This is a genomic window from Lacinutrix sp. MEBiC02595, from assembly GCF_053601555.1.
Window position 1 is genome coordinate 241,263 of sequence record NZ_JBSHNU010000243.1, and the last position, 21,061, is coordinate 262,323.

General features: G+C 34.0%; 15 protein-coding genes. 8 read left to right on the top strand and 7 right to left on the bottom strand.

The window, feature by feature from the left end; genetic code table 11:
* Positions 1 to 25 precede the first annotated feature (25 nt).
* The 3 genes from ACVCZW_RS14660 to ACVCZW_RS14670 all read left to right on the top strand — a co-directional run bounded on the left by ACVCZW_RS14660 (position 26) and on the right by ACVCZW_RS14670 (position 2,672).
* Positions 26 to 778: an SDR family NAD(P)-dependent oxidoreductase gene (locus ACVCZW_RS14660; protein ID WP_452230438.1), complete on the top strand. Its 753-nt coding sequence runs from the start codon at positions 26 to 28 to the stop codon at positions 776 to 778.
* Positions 779 to 813: 35 nt separating this feature from the next.
* Positions 814 to 1,947: a DUF5929 domain-containing protein gene (locus ACVCZW_RS14665; protein ID WP_452230439.1), complete on the top strand. Its 1,134-nt coding sequence runs from the start codon at positions 814 to 816 to the stop codon at positions 1,945 to 1,947.
* A 431-nt stretch (positions 1,948 to 2,378) separates the two neighbouring features.
* On the top strand, positions 2,379 to 2,672 hold the full coding sequence (locus ACVCZW_RS14670; protein WP_452232759.1) for a hypothetical protein: 294 nt from the start codon (positions 2,379 to 2,381) through the stop codon (positions 2,670 to 2,672).
* 132 nt (positions 2,673 to 2,804) lie between these two features.
* Here the strand turns inward: ACVCZW_RS14670 and amaB are convergent, their stop codons facing one another.
* The gene (amaB, locus tag ACVCZW_RS14675; protein WP_452232760.1) at positions 2,805 to 4,358 is read right to left on the bottom strand and encodes an L-piperidine-6-carboxylate dehydrogenase; all 1,554 of its coding nucleotides are present in this window, start codon (positions 4,356 to 4,358) and stop codon (positions 2,805 to 2,807) included.
* Between the two features lie 242 nt (positions 4,359 to 4,600).
* Between amaB and ACVCZW_RS14680 the strand changes: the two genes are divergently transcribed.
* From ACVCZW_RS14680 to pbpC, 3 genes are all read left to right on the top strand, one after another.
* On the top strand, positions 4,601 to 10,168 hold the full coding sequence (locus ACVCZW_RS14680) for an alpha-2-macroglobulin family protein (protein ID WP_452232761.1): 5,568 nt from the start codon (positions 4,601 to 4,603) through the stop codon (positions 10,166 to 10,168).
* A 210-nt stretch (positions 10,169 to 10,378) separates the two neighbouring features.
* Positions 10,379 to 10,690 (top strand): antibiotic biosynthesis monooxygenase family protein, encoded by a 312-nt coding sequence (locus tag ACVCZW_RS14685; RefSeq protein WP_452230443.1) that lies wholly within the window; start codon positions 10,379 to 10,381, stop codon positions 10,688 to 10,690.
* Between the two features lie 40 nt (positions 10,691 to 10,730).
* Positions 10,731 to 13,079, top strand: coding sequence for a penicillin-binding protein 1C (pbpC, locus tag ACVCZW_RS14690; protein ID WP_452232762.1), 2,349 nt, complete (start codon positions 10,731 to 10,733; stop codon positions 13,077 to 13,079).
* Here pbpC and ACVCZW_RS14695 read toward each other — a convergent pair whose 3' ends face one another.
* From ACVCZW_RS14695 to ACVCZW_RS14705, 3 genes are read right to left on the bottom strand one after another with little or no spacing between them, the layout of a single operon-like run.
* A complete protein-coding gene (locus ACVCZW_RS14695) occupies positions 13,080 to 13,613 on the bottom strand; it encodes a YciI family protein (RefSeq protein WP_452232763.1) in 534 nt (177 codons plus the stop codon).
* Positions 13,614 to 13,624: 11 nt separating this feature from the next.
* Positions 13,625 to 14,110, bottom strand: a complete 486-nt coding sequence (locus tag ACVCZW_RS14700) for a CYTH domain-containing protein (RefSeq protein WP_452232764.1) — start codon at positions 14,108 to 14,110, stop codon at positions 13,625 to 13,627.
* The gene (locus ACVCZW_RS14705) at positions 14,097 to 14,759 is read right to left on the bottom strand and encodes a lysoplasmalogenase (protein WP_452232765.1); all 663 of its coding nucleotides are present in this window, start codon (positions 14,757 to 14,759) and stop codon (positions 14,097 to 14,099) included. The genes ACVCZW_RS14700 and ACVCZW_RS14705 overlap by 14 nt, the downstream gene beginning before the upstream one ends.
* Positions 14,760 to 14,795: 36 nt before the next feature.
* Here ACVCZW_RS14705 and dinB point away from each other — a divergent pair, with 36 nt between their 5' ends.
* Positions 14,796 to 15,893 (top strand): DNA polymerase IV, encoded by a 1,098-nt coding sequence (gene dinB / locus ACVCZW_RS14710; protein WP_452232766.1) that lies wholly within the window; start codon positions 14,796 to 14,798, stop codon positions 15,891 to 15,893.
* Between the two features lie 129 nt (positions 15,894 to 16,022).
* On the opposite strand, the gene ACVCZW_RS14715 is transcribed toward dinB, so the two are convergent.
* Positions 16,023 to 17,030, bottom strand: coding sequence for a lipase family protein (locus ACVCZW_RS14715; protein ID WP_452230449.1), 1,008 nt, complete (start codon positions 17,028 to 17,030; stop codon positions 16,023 to 16,025).
* 202 nt (positions 17,031 to 17,232) lie between these two features.
* The gene (locus tag ACVCZW_RS14720; RefSeq protein ID WP_452230450.1) at positions 17,233 to 17,634 is read right to left on the bottom strand and encodes a hypothetical protein; all 402 of its coding nucleotides are present in this window, start codon (positions 17,632 to 17,634) and stop codon (positions 17,233 to 17,235) included.
* Between the two features lie 213 nt (positions 17,635 to 17,847).
* Between ACVCZW_RS14720 and ACVCZW_RS14725 the strand changes: the two genes are divergently transcribed.
* Positions 17,848 to 19,416 (top strand): T9SS type A sorting domain-containing protein, encoded by a 1,569-nt coding sequence (locus ACVCZW_RS14725; protein WP_452232767.1) that lies wholly within the window; start codon positions 17,848 to 17,850, stop codon positions 19,414 to 19,416.
* A 182-nt stretch (positions 19,417 to 19,598) separates the two neighbouring features.
* On the opposite strand, the gene pyk is transcribed toward ACVCZW_RS14725, so the two are convergent.
* Positions 19,599 to 21,041: a pyruvate kinase gene (pyk, locus tag ACVCZW_RS14730; protein WP_452230452.1), complete on the bottom strand. Its 1,443-nt coding sequence runs from the start codon at positions 21,039 to 21,041 to the stop codon at positions 19,599 to 19,601.
* Positions 21,042 to 21,061: the final 20 nt, after the last annotated feature.

A 21,061-nucleotide genomic window follows, 5' to 3' on the forward strand; every position in this document is an offset into this window, starting at 1 on the left:
GTGGAAATGAAAAATAAATTTTTAAATGAAAAAAACAGCATTAATAACAGGAGCAACCAGTGGCATTGGTAGAGCAACAGCGCATGAGTTAGCAAAACACGGTATTAACCTTATCCTTTGCGGAAGAAGACAAGATCGTTTAGACACGATACAAGAAAAGCTAAATACACAAACCAACGTGTATACTTTAAATTTTGATGTACGCGATAAAGATGCTGTTTTTAGCGCTATTGATTCGCTTCCTGAAGATTTTAAACAAATAGATATTTTAATAAATAATGCAGGAAATGCACATGGTTTAGATCCCATTGAAACTGGAAATCTAGACGATTGGGATGCGATGCTAGATATTAATGTAAAAGGATTACTGTATGTGAGTAAAGCGGTAATTCCTATAATGACAGAAAGAAATTCTGGTCATATTATAAATATTGGTTCTTCTGCTGGAAAAGAAGTGTATCCAAAAGGAAACGTGTATTGCGGTAGTAAACACGCTGTTCTAGCCATTACGGAAGGTATGCGAATGGATCTCAACCAATACGGAATAAAAGTTGGTGCTATTAATCCCGGATTAGTAGAAACCGAATTTTCGCAAGTCCGTTTTAAAGGAGATGCTATTGCAGATAACGTATACAAAGGCTACAAAGCATTGCAACCAGAAGATATTGCAGATATTATTTATTTTGCAATCACACGTCCTGCACATGTAAATATTGCAGATGTGTTGGTGTTTTGTACCGCTCAGGCTAGTAGCACTATTGTAAAGAAAAATATTTAATTAATAAGAGATTCCCACTTTTGTGGAAAGTTACCATGATCAACAAACGCTTGCTTATTAAAAACCTACTTGCTCACAACGATGAGAACAGTTTTTATGATAAAAAGCGAAAAATAAATATTGATCAAAAAGAAGGAAAAGCGAAATTTTTAAAACACGTTTGTGCACTTTCTAATAGCAATCCGAAAAACAACTCGTATATAGTAATTGGCGTAGAAGATGAAGACAATACTATTGTTGGAGTCGACTTTTTTGATGATTCTAAAATTCAGAATTTAATAAATGCATACTTAACCAATCCGCCAATAGTACAGTATGAGAATATTCCTTTTCCGCATTTGTCAGGTAATAAAGTAGTAGGCTTGGTTACCATTCGAGCGATTGATGGCTTAACATCACTTCGCAAAAACATTTGGAAATATTATGGAGGAACGGTCTTTTTTAGAGATGGAAGCATAAGCATGCCAAAGGTTTTTAAAAGTGATATTATAGATGTAAATTCTAAAATTGTTGCCGCTATTGAAAATCATTCTCAAAACAATATACAACACACGCTTGATGGTGTTTTCACTTTTTTAAATAAGCGGAAAGATTATAACCCGAAATACAAAGTGTTTAAAGAATATTTTGTGCTTTGCTGGTCCGGACAAAAGAAAATGGTAAACAAAGAAACATTTTATTCTAGAGTAGATATTGAAATGGTAAACGAGCAAGTACGTTTGTTTTTTTCCACTTTAGATGAAGTAGCAATAAGCTATAACGAAGATAGTTTTAAAATTATTGAATATGTAAACCTTAGTCTACAAAACACATCTAAACACTATCCTCTAGAAGAAACTTTAATCCATTTTGAAAACAACGCAAGCTATACTATTGAAACTAACCTGCTTTTTGAAGCGCCTCAATTAGATAAAAAAGTATTGCATCATATCTATAATGCTAACAATACTTTATTAGAAAAACTAAAAAAAGGACAAAAACTCAATAAAAACGAAGAGGCCGATTTAATGAATCTTCCAGAAACCTATTTAATCTGTTATTTAAATGATTTTCAAGAAGCTATAGATAAACTTACAGAAGCCAAACCTTTTTTAAAAACATATAGCGAAGAGGCTTACCTCTTTTTTAAAGAATCGCTACGCATTTTACGAAAAGTGAAATATAGCTAAATACCAACTATACAAAAAACAATACCAATTATATAGTTTTCACTACCAAACATATATTTAGCTTATAATTATCAAACTGACTGCCATATATTTACTCCGCTATTAATCAACAGAGTACTTTAAACCTTGTTCCTTTTTTATTTATTTAAAAATGGATTCAAGGTTTTTTTTGGCTGATTTTTAAATTTCTATTTTCAGAATACATTCCTTTTTAGGGAATCGCATCTTATTTAATTAAGGATTAAATAATGTTAACCTTCGAAAACTTCAATTATTAAAAGGAAACTTAGAAACCCAATACTATAAAAACTTTAAAACACATTACATTAAGTATATTACTTTCTATAACCTTTTTTAGCTGTGAAAGCAATGATGATAACGGAAACGAACCAGCAGCTACAACACAAGATCTATTAGCGCAGAAATGGTTTATGGTGATAGAAGGAGCTACGCCATGTAAGGCAACTTCTTATTTTGATTTTAAAACAGATGCAAACTTTGCTTCAGAAACCTTTTATGTACATAGTGGTAGTGGCGACTGTCTTTCTGGGGGATTATTAGAAGGAACCTATATTTTGTTAGCAGATAATGAAACCATTCATCTAACCTTATCTAGCTCTGCTTTAGTAGTATTCAAAATAAAAGAAATTTCAACTACAGATTTACTATTAGGATCCCTTGATGCCGATGGTGCAGAAGCGGGCGAATTCGTATTCACTAGATAAAGAATACTATCTCTTTCTAAATTAATGTTACCATATTAAATACCTTTGGTAGTTGTCATTTTAGTCTTAAACAAAAAAAAGCCACATCGAATGATGTGACCTTTATATATATGTATTTAGATTTAATAGCTACTATAAATCAAATTTAATTCCTTGTGCTAAAGGTAATTCGTCGGAATAGTTTACGGTATTTGTTTGTCTTCTCATGTATACTTTCCAAGCATCAGATCCAGACTCACGTCCACCACCTGTTTCCTTTTCACCACCAAAAGCACCACCAATCTCCGCACCAGAAGTTCCGATGTTTACATTTGCGATACCACAATCTGAACCCGCATAAGATAAAAATTTCTCTGCTTCTTTCAATTCATTGGTCATGATTGCTGAAGATAATCCTTGAACAACACCATTCTGTTTTGCAATAGCATTTTCTACTTCTCCAGAATATTTCATTAAATATAAAATTGGAGCAAATGTTTCGTGTTGTACAATTTCAAAATGGTTTTCCGCTTCAATAATTGCTGGTTTTACATAGCAACCAGATTCATATCCTTCGCCTTCTAAAACACCACCGTCAACTAATACATTTCCGCCTTCCGCTTTTGCTTTTTCAATAGCAGCCAAATACGTATTTACAGAATCGTGATCGATTAATGGTCCAATATGATTCTTTTCATCTAAAGGATTTCCAATAGTTAATTGCCCATAAGCACCAACAATAGCATCTCTTACTTTATCGTAAACCGATTCGTGAATAATTAATCTTCTTGTAGAAGTACAACGTTGTCCGCAAGTTCCAACAGCACCAAATACAGCACCAGGAACTACCACTTTTAAATCTGCAGTTGGTGTAATAATAATCGCGTTGTTTCCTCCTAATTCTAATAAAGATTTCCCAAAACGTTCTGCAACAGTTGCACCAACTATTCTTCCCATTCTTGTAGATCCTGTAGCAGACACCAATGGAATTCTTGAATCCTTTGTCATCATTTCACCTACTTTGTAATCTCCATTTATAATACTAGAAATACCTTCTGGTAAATTATTTTCTTTTAAAATTCCTGCTATAATATTTTGACACGCAACGGTACATAAAGGTGCTTTTTCAGAACCTTTCCAAACACAAACATCCCCACAAATCCAAGCTAAAGCTGTATTCCAAGCCCAAACTGCAACAGGGAAATTAAATGCAGAGATAATACCAACAACACCTATTGGATGCCATTGTTCTCTCATTACGTGTCCTGGTCTTTCTGAAGGAATCGTTTGCCCGTTTAATTGTCTAGATAAACCAACTGCAAAATCACAGATATCAATCATTTCTTGAACCTCTCCATAACCTTCTTGCAAAGATTTTCCCATTTCGTAAGAAACTAACTTTCCTAAAGGTTCTTTTAATTCTCTTAATTTATTTCCAAACTGACGAACAATTTCTCCACGTTGCGGAGCAGGCATATTTCTAAAAGATAAAAATGCTTTTGTAGCAGCATCCATCACTTTTTCATAATCTTCTTTTGTTGTCGTTTTTACTTTACCTATTAGTTTTCCATCTACTGGAGAATAGGATTCAATAACATCGCCATTAGAAAAATTATTAGAACCGGTTGAAGTTCCATTATTAACAGCTTCAACACCTAATGCTTTTAATGCTTTATCCATTCCGAAATCTGTAGAAATAGCTCCCATATATGTTTGTTTTTTATGAATTATTTAATTTCCTGCAAAGATACTAATTATTTAACCGTTGCTATTCAGAAATAAATCTTAAAAATATTCGTTTTAAAAAGTATCAAAAATTGCTTCTTTGCTTAACTTTATGAACAATTTAACAACAACCAAAATCCAAAGTGTTTATTTAAAGAGTATCTATATTAACAGGAATTGTATTACACCCTTTTAATAGTCATTCACATTAAAAATTAATTATTATGCACATCAAGAAGTTTCTTGCTATAGTTTTCCTTCTAACTTTAGCATTTTCATGTAAAAAGAAGGTTGTAGAAACAGATAATCTATTCCAATTTAAAGACTACATAAGTTATACCACTTCTGGTCGTGTTTCTGTGGCAAATGCTATTGAAATTAATTTAGCAAATGATGTAGAAGCTTGGGAAATAGACCAAGAGATCACAGAAAACATCGTTTCTATTAAACCTTCTGTTTCTGGAAAACTACTAGTAAACAATAAACATTCGTTACGTTTTGTTCCAGATGAAGCTTTAGATGCAGACACAGAATATACGGTAGATGTGAAACTGGATAAGATTTTCAATAACATTCCTCCAGACTTTAAAACATACACGTTTCAGTTTAAAACCATTACCCCAAATTTTAATATCGTTACCAATAATTTACAATCCTATAGCAAAGAGTGGCAATATTTAGAAGGGGTTGTTCGTGCTGCAGATATTATTTCTTTGGAAGAAGCAAAACAACTTGTAGAAGCATCGCAAAGCGGAAAAGATTTAGCCATAGTTTGGAATGATTCTTATAAAAAAGAGAAAATTTTCGAATTTAAAATTGACAGTATTCATCGCTTGACAGAAGACAGCCAGATACTAGTAACCTGGAACGGAAAAAGTATTAAAGCAGATAATTCTGGAGAAAACACCGTTAACATTCCTGGTAAAAACAACTTCACCATTACTAAAGTTGATGTTGTACAAACTCCAGAACAATACGTATCTATCAATTTTTCAGATCCTTTAAAGAAGCAACAAAATTTTGATGGCTTGGTAACGATTCAGAATGTGAAAAATCCGAAATATATTGTAGATGGTAATGTTTTAAAAGTATATCCAAACACTAAAATTGTTGGTAATATTCAAGTAGATGTTTTTCAAGGAATAATAAATACCGAAGGCTATAAACTAAAGAAACCATTTTCTGAAACAATTGCTTTTGAAGACGAAAAACCACAAATTAGACTCATAAGTAATGGTGTTATTTTACCAAACTCAAAAGAGCTAAAATTCAATTTTGAAGCGGTAAATTTAAAAGCGGTAGATGTTCGAATTATTAAGATTTTTGAAGACAATGTGCTTCAGTTTTTACAAGACAACAACCTAAACAATACCAATAGAAATGACGTAAGACGTGTTGGAAGAAGAATAGCAAAGCAAACCATTACATTGCAAGATGAATCACAAAACACTGGGAAATGGAAAACCTATAGCATCGATTTATCAAAATACATGAAAGCCGATCCTGGAGCAATCTATCGTGTAGAATTAGAAATGAAAAAGGAATACGCTTTGTACAATTGTGATGGCAATCAAAACATTACAAATTCGGAAGACAACGACGATTATTATGAAGACGAATACTACGAAGAAGACTATTATAATGACTATAATGAATCTTCAACCGAAGATGAAGACCTTCGCGAAGAAGCATACTGGGACAATCTAACCTACAGCTATCGCAATGATTATTACCGTTGGAACGATAGAAACAATCCCTGTAAAGAAGCGTATTACAACAACCAAACAGTTGCACAAAACTTATTGGCATCCAATATTGGTGTGATTGCTAAAAAAGGTGCAAACAACAATTATTACTTCGCCGTAACTAATATTTTAGATACCAATCCAGAAGCTGGTGCAACGGTTGCCATCTATAATTTTCAGCAACAAGAAATTGCAAAAACCAAAACAGATACAGAAGGACTAGCTACTATTCTTGTAGAAAATCATGCTGCTTTTGCAATCATCTCCAAAGGAAATAACACGAGTTATATCAAACTAAACGATGGTAATTCATTATCCTTAAGCAAGTTTGATGTTTCTGGAAACCACATACAACGTGGATTAAAAGGCTACATTTATGGCGAACGCGGTGTTTGGCGACCTGGAGATACTTTGCATTTATCTTTTATGTTGAATGATGCAGGAAACAAACTCCCAAAAGCGCATCCTGTAAAAATGGAAATTACAGATGCTAACGGGAAACTAGCGTACAGAAAGGTTACCACTAACAACCTCAACAATCTCTATACTTTTCCGATTCCTACTTCTACTGAAGATAAAACAGGAAACTGGAATGCCAAAGTTTCGGTTGGTGGAGCTACTTTTTATAAGAACTTAAACATTGAAACGGTAAAACCAAATCGTTTAAAGATTAAAATCGACTTTGAAGATGAGGTGCTTTCTGGAGAAAATCCGTTAAACGGAAAACTAGATGTAAAATGGCTACATGGTGCTCCTGCAAAAAATGTTAGAACCGAAATTAAAGCAAAATTCAGCAATGCGTATACCAGCTTTAAAAATTATTCTGATTATGTGTTTAGAGATCCTTCCCGTTCTTTTTCTACGGAAGAAATCGTCATTTTTGATAGTAATGTTAACGAAGAAGGATTGGCAGATATCACCAATAAGCTAACTGTTGGTAGTAATGCCCCAGGAATGTTAAATGCTCAATTTTTAGTCCGTGCTTTCGAAAATGGTGGCGATTTCTCTATGGATGCTTTCACCAAACAATATGCGCCTTATAATTCTTTTGTCGGTTTAAAATCACCTAAAGGAAAAGGCTACGGATCCTTTGTGACTAACGAAAATCAAAAATTTGATATTGTTGTAGTAGACGCAAAAGGAAAACCAGTAAAACGAAATGGCTTAGAGGTAAAAGTGTACAAAATAAACTGGCGTTGGTGGTGGAACTCTTCTTATGATAATTTATCCTCATACACTTCAAGCACATACCATCAAGCGTATAAAAACATGAAGCTAAATACCGATGCGAATGGTAAAACTAGTTTCACATTAAACATTCCTGAAAATGATAAAGGACGTTTCCTTATTCGTGTATTCGATCCAATAAGCGGACATGCAACAGGGCGAACAGCGTACTTTTATAAAAACTGGTATACACCTTCTGGAGACAAAGAAGCTGCAAAAATGTTAGCTTTTGCTTCCGATAAAGAAAACTATAATGTTGGTGAAACAGCTACTATTACATTTCCTTCTGGTAGCGAAGGTCGTGCATTGGTAAGCATAGAAAATGGCACAGAAGTACTAGAACATAAATGGGTAAAAACCACCAAAGGAGAAACGACAGTCACGATTCCCATCACAGCAAAAATGGCTCCTAATGTGTTTGTAAATATTTCGCTATTACAACCACACGCTATTACCGCTAACGATTTACCAATTCGTTTGTATGGTGTGATTCCAATTATGGTGGAAGATCCAAATACCAAATTAGAACCACAATTAAAAATGGCAAGTGTATTGCGTCCAGAACAAGAATTTGAAGTTTTTGTTTCTGAAAAAAACAACAAAGCAATGACCTATACTATCGCAATGGTAGAGGAAGGTTTGCTAGACTTAACACGTTTTAAAACACCAAATGCATGGAGTGAATTTTACAAACGGGAAGCTTTAGGTGTAAAAACTTGGGATGTTTTTGATGATGTAATTGGTGCCTATTCTGGAAGTATAGATCAAATATTTGCTATCGGTGGAGATGGCGCTGCTGCAGATGGGAAAAATAAAAAAGCAAATAGATTCAAACCTGTGGTAACCTTTTTAGGCCCTTTTCAACTAAATGCTGGTGACAATAAAGTGCATAAAATTAAAATGCCAAACTATATTGGCTCGGTAAGAACGATGGTAGTTGCAGGAGATATAACGAATGAAGCGTATGGTAGCACAGACAAAACCGTACAGGTAAAAAAACCTTTAATGGTATTGGCAACGCTTCCGCGGAAATTAAGTCCGGGCGAAAAAGTAACACTTCCAGTTACTGTTTTTGCTATGGAACCAAATATTAAAAACGTAAACATAAGCTTAAAATTAAGCGATGGAATCAAAGTCGTTGGTAGTAAAACCCAAGCATTAACTTTTGCAAAACCGGATGAACAAATGGTTTATTTTGAACTAGATGTTAGTAAAGCAAAAGGTATAAATACTGTAGAAGTAATTGCTAGTGGAAATGGTGAAAAATCTACATATAAAGTAGAATTAGATGTGGTAAACACCAATCCGATTTCTTCTGTAGCTTTAGATAAAACGTTAGCAGCAAATGCTTCCGAAAATATAGATTTTACAACCTTCGGAGTTGTTGGAACCAATAGTGCAACGGTTGAGTTTTCCACCATGCCGCCAATGGATTTCTCTAGAAGATTACAATATCTTGTTCAATATCCGCATGGGTGTGTAGAACAAACAACATCAGGCGTTTTTCCGCAGTTATACTTGCAAGAAATTTTTGATTTAACCTTTAAAAAGAAACAGGAAATACAATCGAATATTGAAGATGGTATTAAACGTTTAGGATTCTTTCAAAGACCAAATGGCGGAATGAGCTATTGGATGGGAGAAAATAATGCGAACGATTGGGGAACAAGTTACGCTGGACATTTTATGATAGAAGCCGAAAAGAAAGGGTTTGTGCTTCCGCTTACCTTTAAAAGTAATTGGATTGCCTACCAAAAACAAGCTGCTCGTGACTGGAGACCAAGTTATAAAAACTATAACTCCGATCTTGCGCAAGCGTATAGATTATATACGTTGGCTTTAGCTGGAAGTCCAGATTTAGCTGCGATGAATAGACTTCGTGAATTTACTGAAATCTCTAACGAAGCGAAATGGCGTTTGGCGGCTGCTTATGCGTTAGCAGGGCAGAGCGAAGCAAGTACTCAAATTTCTAAAACAGCAAATATTGAATTCTTAACCCCAAAGTATAATTACTATACCTATGGTTCTGTAAACAGAAATCGTGCAATGGCATTAGAAACTATGGTAATAGCCAAAGATCCTCGTGCAAGAGATTTAGCCAAAACAATTGCTAAAGACTTGTCTAAAGATACATGGATGAGTACACAAACCACAGCGTATAGTTTACTTGCAATGGCAAAAATGGTAGAAGCTAACGGTGGAAAAGCAATTAAATTGGAATATACGGTAAACGGAAAAACGGAAAAGATAGATACGAAAAGTGCTATTGCACAGCGAGATTTAATCGTTAAAGAAGGAAGTAATTCGATTTCCTTTAAAAACAACCAGAGCAACCTGGTTTATGTTCGTGTGTTAAATTCTGGTAAACTGCCTTTAGGAAAAGAGCTCACAGAACAACGTGGTTTGAGTGTTTCTGTGGTGTATAAAGATTTACAAGGAAATACTATTGATATTTCTAAACTACATCAAGGTCAAGATTTTGTGGCAACCGTTAAAGTGAGTAATCTTAAAAATGAAAAAGTAAATGATGTGGCGCTTACACAGATTTTTCCTTCTGGCTGGGAAATTGTAAACACACGTTTTACAGCCTTTGGAAGCAGTACTACTAGCCAAGCTAGGTTTACAGATATTCGTGATGATCGTGTGAATTTCTATTTCGATTTAAATAAAAAAGGAAAATACGATACCAACACCTTTAATGTCATGCTGAATGCAGCATACTTAGGAACGTACTATTTACCTGGAGTCCAAGCAGAAGCGATGTATGATAATGAGTTTTTAGTAAGGAATAAAGGGCGTTGGGTTGTCGTTGAGAAGTAACCAATTCCTGCGCAGGCGGGAATCTCATAACAGAAAAGCACTGGTTTTTAATTTTAAAAAAAATAAGGCTGATTAGTGCGTTAAGGATAGAACGGTTTGTTTGAGCTCCTCGCAGAGAGCGAGAAGTGAAAGCCTGACCTTTAGGTAACGCCAAAATAAATTAAAAAAATTGCACCCCATTTTAACTTGGGATAAAAAGAAATTGTCTTTATGAATAATAAACTGAAAGCCTATTACGCCGTAATTTTCACTTCCACACAAAATAAAAATACAGAAGGCTATGCCGAAATGGCTGATAAAATGGAAACACTTGCCAAACATCAAAAGGGTTTTATTGGTATAGAATCTGCTAGAAATGAAATTGGTATTACAGTAAGTTATTGGGAAACTCTAGAAGATATTAAAAACTGGAAACAACAAAGTGAACATGTACAAGCACAACGAAAAGGAAGGCAAGATTGGTACAGCCGGTATAACGTTCGGATTTGCAAAGTAGAACGTGAGTATGATTTTAATAGTTAATCCTTTTATTAGGAAAGAAACAACGTGGTAATCTTTTATATTGAAAATAATAAACTTCATAAAAAAACATAAAATAAAAACAGTAATTCTTACTGTGCTTTTACTTGCCTATTATTTCTGTTTACCAAAACAGCTTTTTAAAGATCCAACCGCAACCGTAATAACCAGTGCGAACAACGAATTGCTTGGCGCACAAATAGCTAAAGATGGACAATGGCGATTTCCACAAAATGATGTTGTACCAGAAAAATTTGAAACCTGTATTATTCAGTTTGAAGACGAATATTTTTACAAGCATCCAGGGTTCAATCCTATTTCTATTTTTAAGGCATTGAAACAAAACATGCAATCTGGAGAAGTAAAACGAGGAGGAAGTACGATTACACAGCAAGTGATCCGACTTTCTAGAAAAGGGCAGTCTAGAACCTATTTTGAAAAAATTAAAGAAATGATTCTAGCGACGCGATTAGAATTCCGCGAAAGCAAAGAACAGATTTTAGCATATTATAGTAGTCATGCTCCTTTTGGCGGAAATGTAGTTGGTATAGATGCCGCTTCTTGGCGATATTTTAATAGAAATGCTAACCAATTATCTTGGGCAGAAAGTGCCACTTTAGCTGTGTTACCAAATGCACCGAGCCTTATTTATCCCGGAAAAAATCAAGAACGTTTACTTAAAAAACGAAACCGTTTACTTAAAAAATTATTAGAAAAAGAGATTATAGATTCGTTAACCTATAATTTATCTATTGCAGAAGGTTTGCCACAAAAGCCATATCCGTTACCACAAACTGCACCACATTTATTACAAAAAGTAGCGCAAACGAATTATGGAAAACGGACACAAACGACCATTAATTCTAGATTACAAAAACAAACCAATGCCATTGTAAAAAATCATTACAACTTGTTAAAGCAAAACGAGATCTATAACATGTCTGTTTTAGTTTTAGATGTAAAAACCCGACAAGTTTTAGCTTATGTTGGTAACGCGCCAACCGATAGAGCGCATCAAAAAGATGTAGATATTATAGATAAACCGAGAAGTACAGGAAGCATTTTAAAACCCTTTTTGTATGCCGCGATGTTAGATTCTGGCGACTTGTTACCAAACACATTAATTGCCGATGTGCCAACGCAATACGGCAGCTATTCTCCAGTGAATTTTAATAAGGAATATGATGGTGCAGTTCCTGCCAGCCGAGCGTTATCGCGTTCTTTAAACGTTCCTGCTGTTCGTATGCTTCAGGAGTTTGGTTTAGATCGATTTCATCATTATTTAAAAGAATTAAAGCTGAAAGATTTAAAATACAACGCCAATCATTACGGACTCACCTTAGTTCTTGGTGGTGCAGAAAGTAATCTATGGGATTTGTGTAAAAGCTATGCATCCTTGTCCTCTACCGTAAATCATTACAGCGAAAATTCGAGTCAATATTTTACCAATGAATTTTGTGAACCTACTTTTTTAGCTTCGGAAGAGATAGATTTCGGAAAGAAAACCTCAGATAAAACCTTATTTGATGCCGCCTCAATTTACTTAACATACGAAAGTTTAAAAGAAGTAAACCGGCCAGAAAGTGATGAGAGTTGGGAGTTTTTTGACGGCTCGAAACAAATAGCTTGGAAAACAGGAACTAGTTTTGGTTTTCGGGATGCTTGGGCTATTGGAACCACCAAAGATTACGTGGTAGGCGTTTGGGTTGGAAATGCAGATGGCGAAGGACGTCCTGGTTTGGTTGGTGTGCAAACTGCTGCTCCAATTTTATTTGATGTTTTTGATGTACTACCAAATAGCGATTGGTTTGCAAAACCTTTTGATGAGATGCAAGAAGTTTCTATTTGCGCAAAAAGTGGTTACAGAGCGACAGAAAACTGTGAAGAAACCCAAAATAAATTCATACAAGTTAGCGGATTAAAAACAAAACCTTGTCCGTATCACGTGTTAGTACATTTAGATAAAAACCTGCAATACCAAGTAAATTCCTCTTGCGAAGACATTAGTAATATAGAGAACAAATCCTGGTTTGTGCTTCCCCCTTTAATGGCGTTTTATTACAAAACGAAAAACCCTTTTTACAAACCTTTACCTAGATTTAGAAGGGATTGTATGGGCGATAATAGCATTTCGATGCAGTTTATTTATCCCAAAGAAAATACCACCGTTTTTTTACCAAAAGATTTTGATGGTAATACGAATGAGTTGGTTTTAAAAATTGCACATTCTAAACCAGAAACCACTTTATTTTGGTATGTCGACGCGGTTTTTGTTGGCACTACAAAAGATATTCACGATTTGGCTATTTTGCCCAAAGTAGGAAAACATGTGATTACTGTTGTCGATACTTTTGGTAATGAAACCAAGCGCCAGATTACTATCTCTAAATAACTAGCGTAAAGATTGTCCTTTTGCACACCACCAAGGATGCATTTCAATTTTTAAACGACCAGCTTGCACCATAGGATCTAAATTAGCCAAGCTATCTGCCATTTTTTTAGTTGGTACGTTATATACAGCAATACCACGAATATCGCCATCGTCTCCAAAAGGACCTATTAAATCGGCAAAGCCTTCGTCGTACATTCTACTTAAATGTTCTAAGTGTTCTTCTTGTAACCCTTTATCTACCTCTTCATTCTGACTTCTTATTGGTCCAGTTTTTAAAAAGGCCATAAAGTATTTCTGCATGATTACGGTGTCTTGTGTTTTTTTATCTACGTAATCAAAAGTCTCATATCCTTTCGCTTTTAATTCTGCTTTAAGAGCTCCGGCAGATTGCTTTTCTTCTACAACGGCATCTATTACTTCTTCTACCACTTCGGTATTAGGAACCGTTGAAATTTGGTCTATAGCCTCTTTATTTTCTTTTTTACAAGCGACAACAGTTGCTAAAGCAAAAATTAAAATTATAAATTGTTTCATGGATTTCATTTTTATTTTTCCCAAGTAGTAAATGGTTTGCTACTTAGTTGTGAATTGTAATATTTTATATTTCCTGTAACTTCTTTACCAAGCCAATTTGGTTTTGTGAAGATTTCCTCTTCTGCTTGTAATTCTACTTCTGCTACAATTAAACCTTCGTTTTTACCGAAAAATTCGTCTACTTCAAAAATATGGTTTTCTACTTTAATTTCATATCGTATTTTATCAATAATTCCTTTTTTACATAATTTTAAAAGGTCTTCTGCTTCCATTTTAGAGATTTCTTTTTCCCATTCAAAACGAGATAAACCGTTTTTAGAAGACGCTCCTTTTATGGTTAGAAAACCTTGTTCTCCTTTTAACCTTACGCGAACGGTTCGTTTTTTATTCGTACTTAAAAACCCTTGAACAATTTTTGTATGTTTAAAGGCTTCCGTTTTAAACGCAGTAGATTTCACTAAAAACTTACGTTCTATTTCTAAATTAGATTGCTGCACTTGATTTCTTATTAATATAAATTGTAGAAAGCGAAATTAAGGTAATTGCTGTCCAATAGGTACTAGAAACCAAAAATTGTGCGATAGTAAAATCACCAATAAATTTTCTATAGGATAAAACAGCATCCGAAACCAAAAATAAAGAAACACCAATAGCGATTATTAAAAAACCATATTCTTTTTTCCACACATATACATTTATTGCTTGCCAGGCCATGAGCACAATACACGTTACATATAGAATTACTGGAATTAGTAAGTCGCCTAAATGGTCTTTTAAATTAAAAAAGATAAGACCCGCAACAAGCACTAACGGTATTAAGGTTTTTACATTCCAAGAAAATCCTCGAATGCTAGCAAATGCATATATAAAAAACACGTGACCAATTAAAAACGATGCTAAACCAAAAATAAAATACGTATCAAACATTAAAAATATATCTCCAATTAGGCAAAACACCAAACCAATAAGTATGATATTTTTATATGGCTTTAATCCGTTTTTAGCATACAACACAGGTAATAAGATAACTAGTATGGTAGACAATGGTTTAAAAATATAATGCATTATTTCAATATCCGTATAAGACGAAACGATCGTGCAGATTACAGAAATTACTATTAAAATTAGAAGAATACTTTTTTTCATGAATCGTGTCATTCTATTATTGTCTAAATTTACATCATGTCAAGCGATTTACCAATACGAAAAATTATTCATGTCGATATGGATGCATTTTATGCTTCTGTAGAGCAAATGGATAACCCAGAACTACGCGGAAAACCCGTTGCTGTTGGTGGTGGCGGAACTCGTGGTGTGGTAAGTGCTGCAAGCTATGAAGCTAGAAAATTTGGTGTACGAAGTGCTATTAGTGGCGCACAAGCAAAACGAAACTGTCCGCATCTTATTTTTGTAAAACCTAGATTTGATAGATATACCGAAATATCGAAACAAATAAAAAAGATTTTTTTCGATTATACCGATTTGGTAGAACCACTTTCTTTAGATGAAGCGTATTTAGATGTTACCGAAAATAAAAAAGGAAACCCAAGTGCTACCAAACTTGCTGAAGAAATTAGAGAACGTATTTTTAATGAGGTTGGTTTAACGGCTTCAGCAGGAATTAGCATTAATAAATTTGTGGCCAAAGTTGCTAGTGATTACAATAAACCTAACGGACAAAAAACAGTGAATCCCGAAGATGTTTTGGCCTTTTTAGAAGTATTAGATATTCGGAAATTTTATGGCGTTGGAAAAGTTACTGCGGAAAAAATGTATCAAAAAGGCATCTTTACAGGAAAGGATTTAAAATCGAAAACGCTCGAATTTCTAGATGAAAACTTCGGAAAATCGGGACGTTACTATTATTATATTGTTCGAGGAATACACAATAGTGAAGTAAAACCAAATAGAATTAGAAAATCCCTTGCTGCAGAACGTACGTTTACTGAAAACCTTTCTTCCGAAGTTTTTATGTTGGAGAAACTAGAACATATTGCCGAAGAAGTTTCTAGACGTTTAAATAAAAGTAACGTTGCCGGAAAAACGGTAACCCTAAAAATTAAATACAGTGATTTCACACTACAAACTAGAAGTAAAACCCTGCCCTACTTTATAAGTGATGCCAGTATCATTTTAGAAACTGCAAAAGATTTATTGTATCAAGAAAAAATGAGTAATTCGGTACGATTGCTTGGTATTTCTTTATCTAACCTCAATACAGAAAAAAAAGTAAAGAAGGTTGAGAAAGAGGTAAGTGTGCAGTTGCGGTTTGATTTTTAAGCAGTAGGGTTTTTGAGAAAAATATACGAACTTGGAAATAGGTGTCATTTATGAAAATTACAAACTAATTCTAAATATAAAAAAGTCAGAACCCATACAAATTCTGACCATTTTTTTAGTAGAGCGAATTTATGGTATATTATGATTTTTCACCATTTGATACTGAACCGCTGCCGTCATATCTTTTAAGTTAAAATGTCCATAAGGAACTGAACTATATTTCTTTTCTCCATCTTGCCCAGGAATTCTAGAAGTATATTTGCCGTAAACCATGTTTCCATAACCAATAATTTCATCAACAGTAGACCAAATGGAGTATACATGAGATCCTTCATAATCTGTAGTACTATTAATATCCACTAAATAGTCGGAAACACCATAAGGACCAAAACCCCACCATAAATATCCTGGATACAACCCATTATCATTATCACAAGTAGGTGTTGCACCATTTACCTGATAACAAGAAACCAAACCTTGATTTGCTCCTGCAACACCAACAAACGTATCTATAGAAGCAGTTAATGAACTTCCTAAATTGTAATTACCAACTGCAGCATCATAACCAGTTCCTCCTTTAATAGCTTTTCGACCTAAGGTAACTCCCATGGAATGCCCAATAATATCTACTTTTGAAGCTCCAGTATATGCTTTTACGGCTTGAATAAATGCTCTTATTTGCGAAAGATATGCATAGGAATGGTATTGCGAACCAGATTGATACGCATCTGCAGGACCCCAAGTAAATCCATATAATTCGACATTTTTGTAACCTTGTGACACAAAATAATCGCGAGAATCTGTCCAGCCTGATTGCCCAAAAACATCTCCAAGCGCTTTGTCTGAATTTCCATGAATAAATATAACTGGTTGATTAACAATTTGGTCTGTTGCATTAATTTTACCTCCAAAACTACCACCTACTAAATCATCTCTTAAAAAGTCATAATTCGCATAACCATTGGCTTGTAACCAGGATTGAAAATTGCTAGTAATGCCATCTTCGATTATTACACTACTTTTAAGTTGTGTGATGGCTGATTGATTTGGATTGGTAAATGCATCTTCATCGGTTTCACATCCAAGGAATACAGTTATTAATAGTAACAAATTGACAATGTAGAGATAGTTTTTCATGGCTTTTAGTTGTTTATTTCTACGTAAAATAACTTAAAATGGAGATACTAAGAATGCTTTATAAAATTAAAGAGCCTAGACTATTATAAGAAATAAAATTATTTTAAAACACAAGTCGTTGAAAAACAAAGACATACAAAATTATTGATGCTTTTATTTTTGGGCTGACTATGATTTGTGAATTTGCTAGCAAAAATCGGGTTTATTCTGAAGTGGAACCATCACTCTTAGCTTCTATAACATCATGAAATGTTGGTGGATTCTCGGTAATACTAGCTACTCCTTTTTTATTAATTTTAAAAATGACGTCCTTGGTCGTAGTAAATAAAATAATAGAGATAAAAGGCTTTGGTAAATATTGTTTTAAAAACACAAAAGCTTCTTCTAATGTAAGTTCTTGTTCTTCATCTTCTACTTCTCTAGGTCGGTATCGTAATTTTACTAAGACTTTAAAATCATCTTCGGAATAGATTGGTCTTACAAATATGTTTTTCAATTCGAGTTTCCCAATGGTTTTAGCCATGGTTAATTTTGCAAAGCGACCTTCTTGAACACTTTCTTTTACTTGTTCCCAGAAAAGAACTAAAACATCTTGGTATGGCATAAAACTATGGATTAAGGATAAACAATTTGAGTCTACAAAAGTACCATTTATAATTCAATTACTAAATGGTTTGTAATACATAGAAATGAAACAATCTAAATAATTGGTCCATTAAAACGAAAAGATAAATACCGATATGTCTAAATAAGAAATAAAGATGTTAACCTTTTAAGGTTTTTAATAATAAAGAGTAAAACCCTTACATTTTTAAATATGAAAAAAGTTTACATTAAATTATTCCTTGCCTGCTTTTGCATAATAAACGTGCATGCACAATCTATTCAAGTTACCAATTTAAATCCGGATGGACATGGTTCTAACCCAGCACATTTAACGGTATTTGGTGATGATCTTTTTTTTATGGCAAACAATGGAACCATAGGTTATGAATTATATAAACATAACGCAATGACCAATACCACAACTTTGGTACAAGACATAACTCCTGGCTCTTCTTATTCTAGTAGCGATTTAGAAAGCACCATAGAGTATAATGGAAGTCTTTATCTGGTTATCTCATCACAATTATATAAATATGAATCCAGCAGCGAGACATTAAGCTTAATTCCTAACATATATGTAATTGGAGAAATGATAATCTATAACAACAAGATCTATATGAACGGATATGAAAATGCAACCACAGATTATGAACTTTACAGCTATGATAGCGTAACGAATACAGTAGATTTAGTTAGCGATATAAATAATTTTAATGGTGAAGGAAGTTCTCCAAATGAATTTATCTTATTTAATAATAAACTATATTTTTCTGCAAAAACAGTAGTTGTTGGTAAAGAACTTTTTGAATTTGATGCAGGCACAGGAATAACCAGGCTAGTAGAAAACATTAACACAAGTAATCAAAATAATGGAGACGGAACACCAAGAGATTTTACGGTTTATAATAATGAACTATACTTTGGTGCTTTTCAAGAAGCTGTAGGATATGAATTGTTTAAATACGATCCTATTGCAGACGACGTTGTTTTAGTTGCAGATATACTTCCGGGTAATTATCAATCTTCTTTAAAGGATCTTTTTGTACATAACAACAAACTATATTATCAAGCAAAGAATAGCGTAGATACGGGTGTTGAATTTCATAGTTTTGATGCAGCAACAGGTGAAGATACTTTAGTAAGAGACCTAAGAACAGGCCAACAGAGTTCGTCTCCAAACTCCTTTTTTAGCTTTAATGGTAGACTATTTTTTAAGGCTACAAACCCAAATCTTGGACTTAATGCTTTATATGCTTACAATGACGATACCGATGTGCTTACAGAATTAGCTCCTACAGGTTTTAATAGTATTTACGTAGATGACATCGTTGAAATGGATAACAAATTATACCTTGGAGGAAGAACAGATAATAGTGCTGTTGGTCAAGAATTGTATGTTTATGATGACGTTACAGTAACATTAGTAGAAGATATTTACCCTGGTTATTCTGCTTCTTTCCCAGAATTACTTACCATTTACAATAACGAACTATACTTTAAAGCTCAAAATGCTACCTCTGGTTTTGCATTGTTTAAATACAATCCAAACACATTAAGTGTCGATAAATTTAGTAATGACATAGCTGTAAAGCATTATGATAATGCCATACACATTAAGGATAATACAAATAAAATTAACACTAAAATATATAACACATTAGGACAATTGGTATTGCAGTCTAATGCAAATAAAATAACGACAACAACTCTAAAATCTGGTGTTTATTTTGCTTTACTGACTAAAGATAATACCACGAAAACTTTAAAATTTATTAAATAAACATAGAGACTTTAGACTAGTACTAAGTTTAATAAATACAGAACAAAAAACCAGTTACAATCCTGTAACTGGTTTTTTTATATTATTATTCTGATTTCGCGTTAGCGATGGAACGGTATGTTTGAGCTCCTCGCAGAGAGCGAGTAGTGAAAGCGCGACCCTTGCGGTAACGCCCAAGTTATTTAAAAGCTACAACTTGTAATTTCGGTTACACGTAAAGTGTTCACCATTCCTTTTTCTTGTATTGGCATTGCTGCCAGACTTACTAGCATGTCTCCTGTTTCCAGATATCCTTTTTTACAGGCAATAGCATTAACATCTTCTATGGTTTCGTCTGTGCTTACAAACTTATCATAAAAGAACGCCTTCACGCCCCAAAGTAAATTTAGTTGCGTTAAAATACGTTTGTTTGAAGTAAATACTAATATGTGTGCTGATGGTCGCCAAGCGGAAATTTGAAACGCCGTATAACCACTATTTGTTAATGTTGAAATTCCTTTTGCATTAATCTCATTTGCCATATTTGCCGCGTGATAACATATCGATTTGGTGATGTATCTTTTGGTACGAATATGTGGAGGCAATTGTGGTACCTGAATAAGCGGAGAATCTTCTACACTTTTAATAATGTTAGACATTTGTGTGATTACTTGCACCGGATATTGCCCGACAGAAGTTTCACCAGAAAGCATTACTGCATCTGCGCCATCCATTACCGAGTTTGCAACATCATTAACTTCTGCTCTTGTTGGTGTAAGGCTAGAAATCATGGTTTCCATCATTTGCGTTGCAATGATTACTGGAATTCTAGCTTTTTTAGCACGTAGAACTAATTGTTTTTGAATAAGTGGCACTTGTTCTGCAGGCACTTCTACTCCTAAATCACCACGTGCAACCATTAAACCATCACAATAAGCAACAATTTTATCTATGTTTTCTACTGCTTCTGGTTTTTCAATTTTTGCTATAATTGGAATTTTATGTTCGCTATGTTTCGCTATTAAATCTTGAAGTTGCATTAAATCTTCTGCATGACGTACAAAAGATAAAGCCATCCAATCTACTTTTTGTTCGATAGCAAAAATAGCGTCTTCTATATCTTTTTCGGTTAAAGCGGGTTGTGAAATATCTGTATTTGGTAGATTAACCCCTTTTTTAGATTTAAGCGGTCCACCTTGTATTACTCTTGCTTTAACTTCGGTTTTTTTATCTGTAGAAACGACTTCAAAAATAAGTTTTCCATCGTCTAAAAGAATGCGTTCTCCTGGTTTTGCATCTTGAGGAAAACGATCATAGGTCATATAAACACGTTCTTTTGTACCTTCGAAACGTTCTCCAGTTGCAAAAATAATTTCGTCTCCAGTTTTTACAATGACATCTCCTTTCATCACTCCTACACGAAGTTTTGGCCCTTGTAAATCTCCTAAAATGGCAGCATTGTATCCAAACTCTTCATTAAGATCACGTATCATTTGAATACGTTCTTTTACATCTGCATAATCTGCATGCGAAAAATTAATTCTAAAGACATCTACTCCTTCTTCAAGCATTGCTTTTAAAACTTCTTTAGTGCTTGTTGCTGGTCCTAAAGTTGCTACTATTTTGGTTTTTTTTCTTTTTATCATATTCGTTTTCCTTGAATCCC

What these genes read in the sequence shown, in the direction of transcription:
- ACVCZW_RS14660 (WP_452230438.1), top strand. Translation starts at nt 26, where the DNA reads ATGAAAAAAACAGCATTAATAACAGGAGCAACCAGTGGCATTGGTAGA.
- ACVCZW_RS14665 (WP_452230439.1), top strand. Translation starts at nt 814, where the DNA reads ATGATCAACAAACGCTTGCTTATTAAAAACCTACTTGCTCACAACGAT.
- ACVCZW_RS14670 (WP_452232759.1), top strand. Translation starts at nt 2,379, where the DNA reads ATGGTGATAGAAGGAGCTACGCCATGTAAGGCAACTTCTTATTTTGAT.
- amaB (WP_452232760.1), bottom strand. Translation starts at nt 4,358, where the DNA reads ATGGGAGCTATTTCTACAGATTTCGGAATGGATAAAGCATTAAAAGCA.
- ACVCZW_RS14680 (WP_452232761.1), top strand. Translation starts at nt 4,601, where the DNA reads ATGCACATCAAGAAGTTTCTTGCTATAGTTTTCCTTCTAACTTTAGCA.
- ACVCZW_RS14685 (WP_452230443.1), top strand. Translation starts at nt 10,379, where the DNA reads ATGAATAATAAACTGAAAGCCTATTACGCCGTAATTTTCACTTCCACA.
- ACVCZW_RS14695 (WP_452232763.1), bottom strand. Translation starts at nt 13,613, where the DNA reads ATGAAACAATTTATAATTTTAATTTTTGCTTTAGCAACTGTTGTCGCT.
- ACVCZW_RS14705 (WP_452232765.1), bottom strand. Translation starts at nt 14,759, where the DNA reads ATGAAAAAAAGTATTCTTCTAATTTTAATAGTAATTTCTGTAATCTGC.
- dinB (WP_452232766.1), top strand. Translation starts at nt 14,796, where the DNA reads ATGTCAAGCGATTTACCAATACGAAAAATTATTCATGTCGATATGGAT.
- ACVCZW_RS14715 (WP_452230449.1), bottom strand. Translation starts at nt 17,030, where the DNA reads ATGAAAAACTATCTCTACATTGTCAATTTGTTACTATTAATAACTGTA.
- ACVCZW_RS14720 (WP_452230450.1), bottom strand. Translation starts at nt 17,634, where the DNA reads ATGCCATACCAAGATGTTTTAGTTCTTTTCTGGGAACAAGTAAAAGAA.
- ACVCZW_RS14725 (WP_452232767.1), top strand. Translation starts at nt 17,848, where the DNA reads ATGAAAAAAGTTTACATTAAATTATTCCTTGCCTGCTTTTGCATAATA.
- pyk (WP_452230452.1), bottom strand. Translation starts at nt 21,041, where the DNA reads ATGATAAAAAGAAAAAAAACCAAAATAGTAGCAACTTTAGGACCAGCA.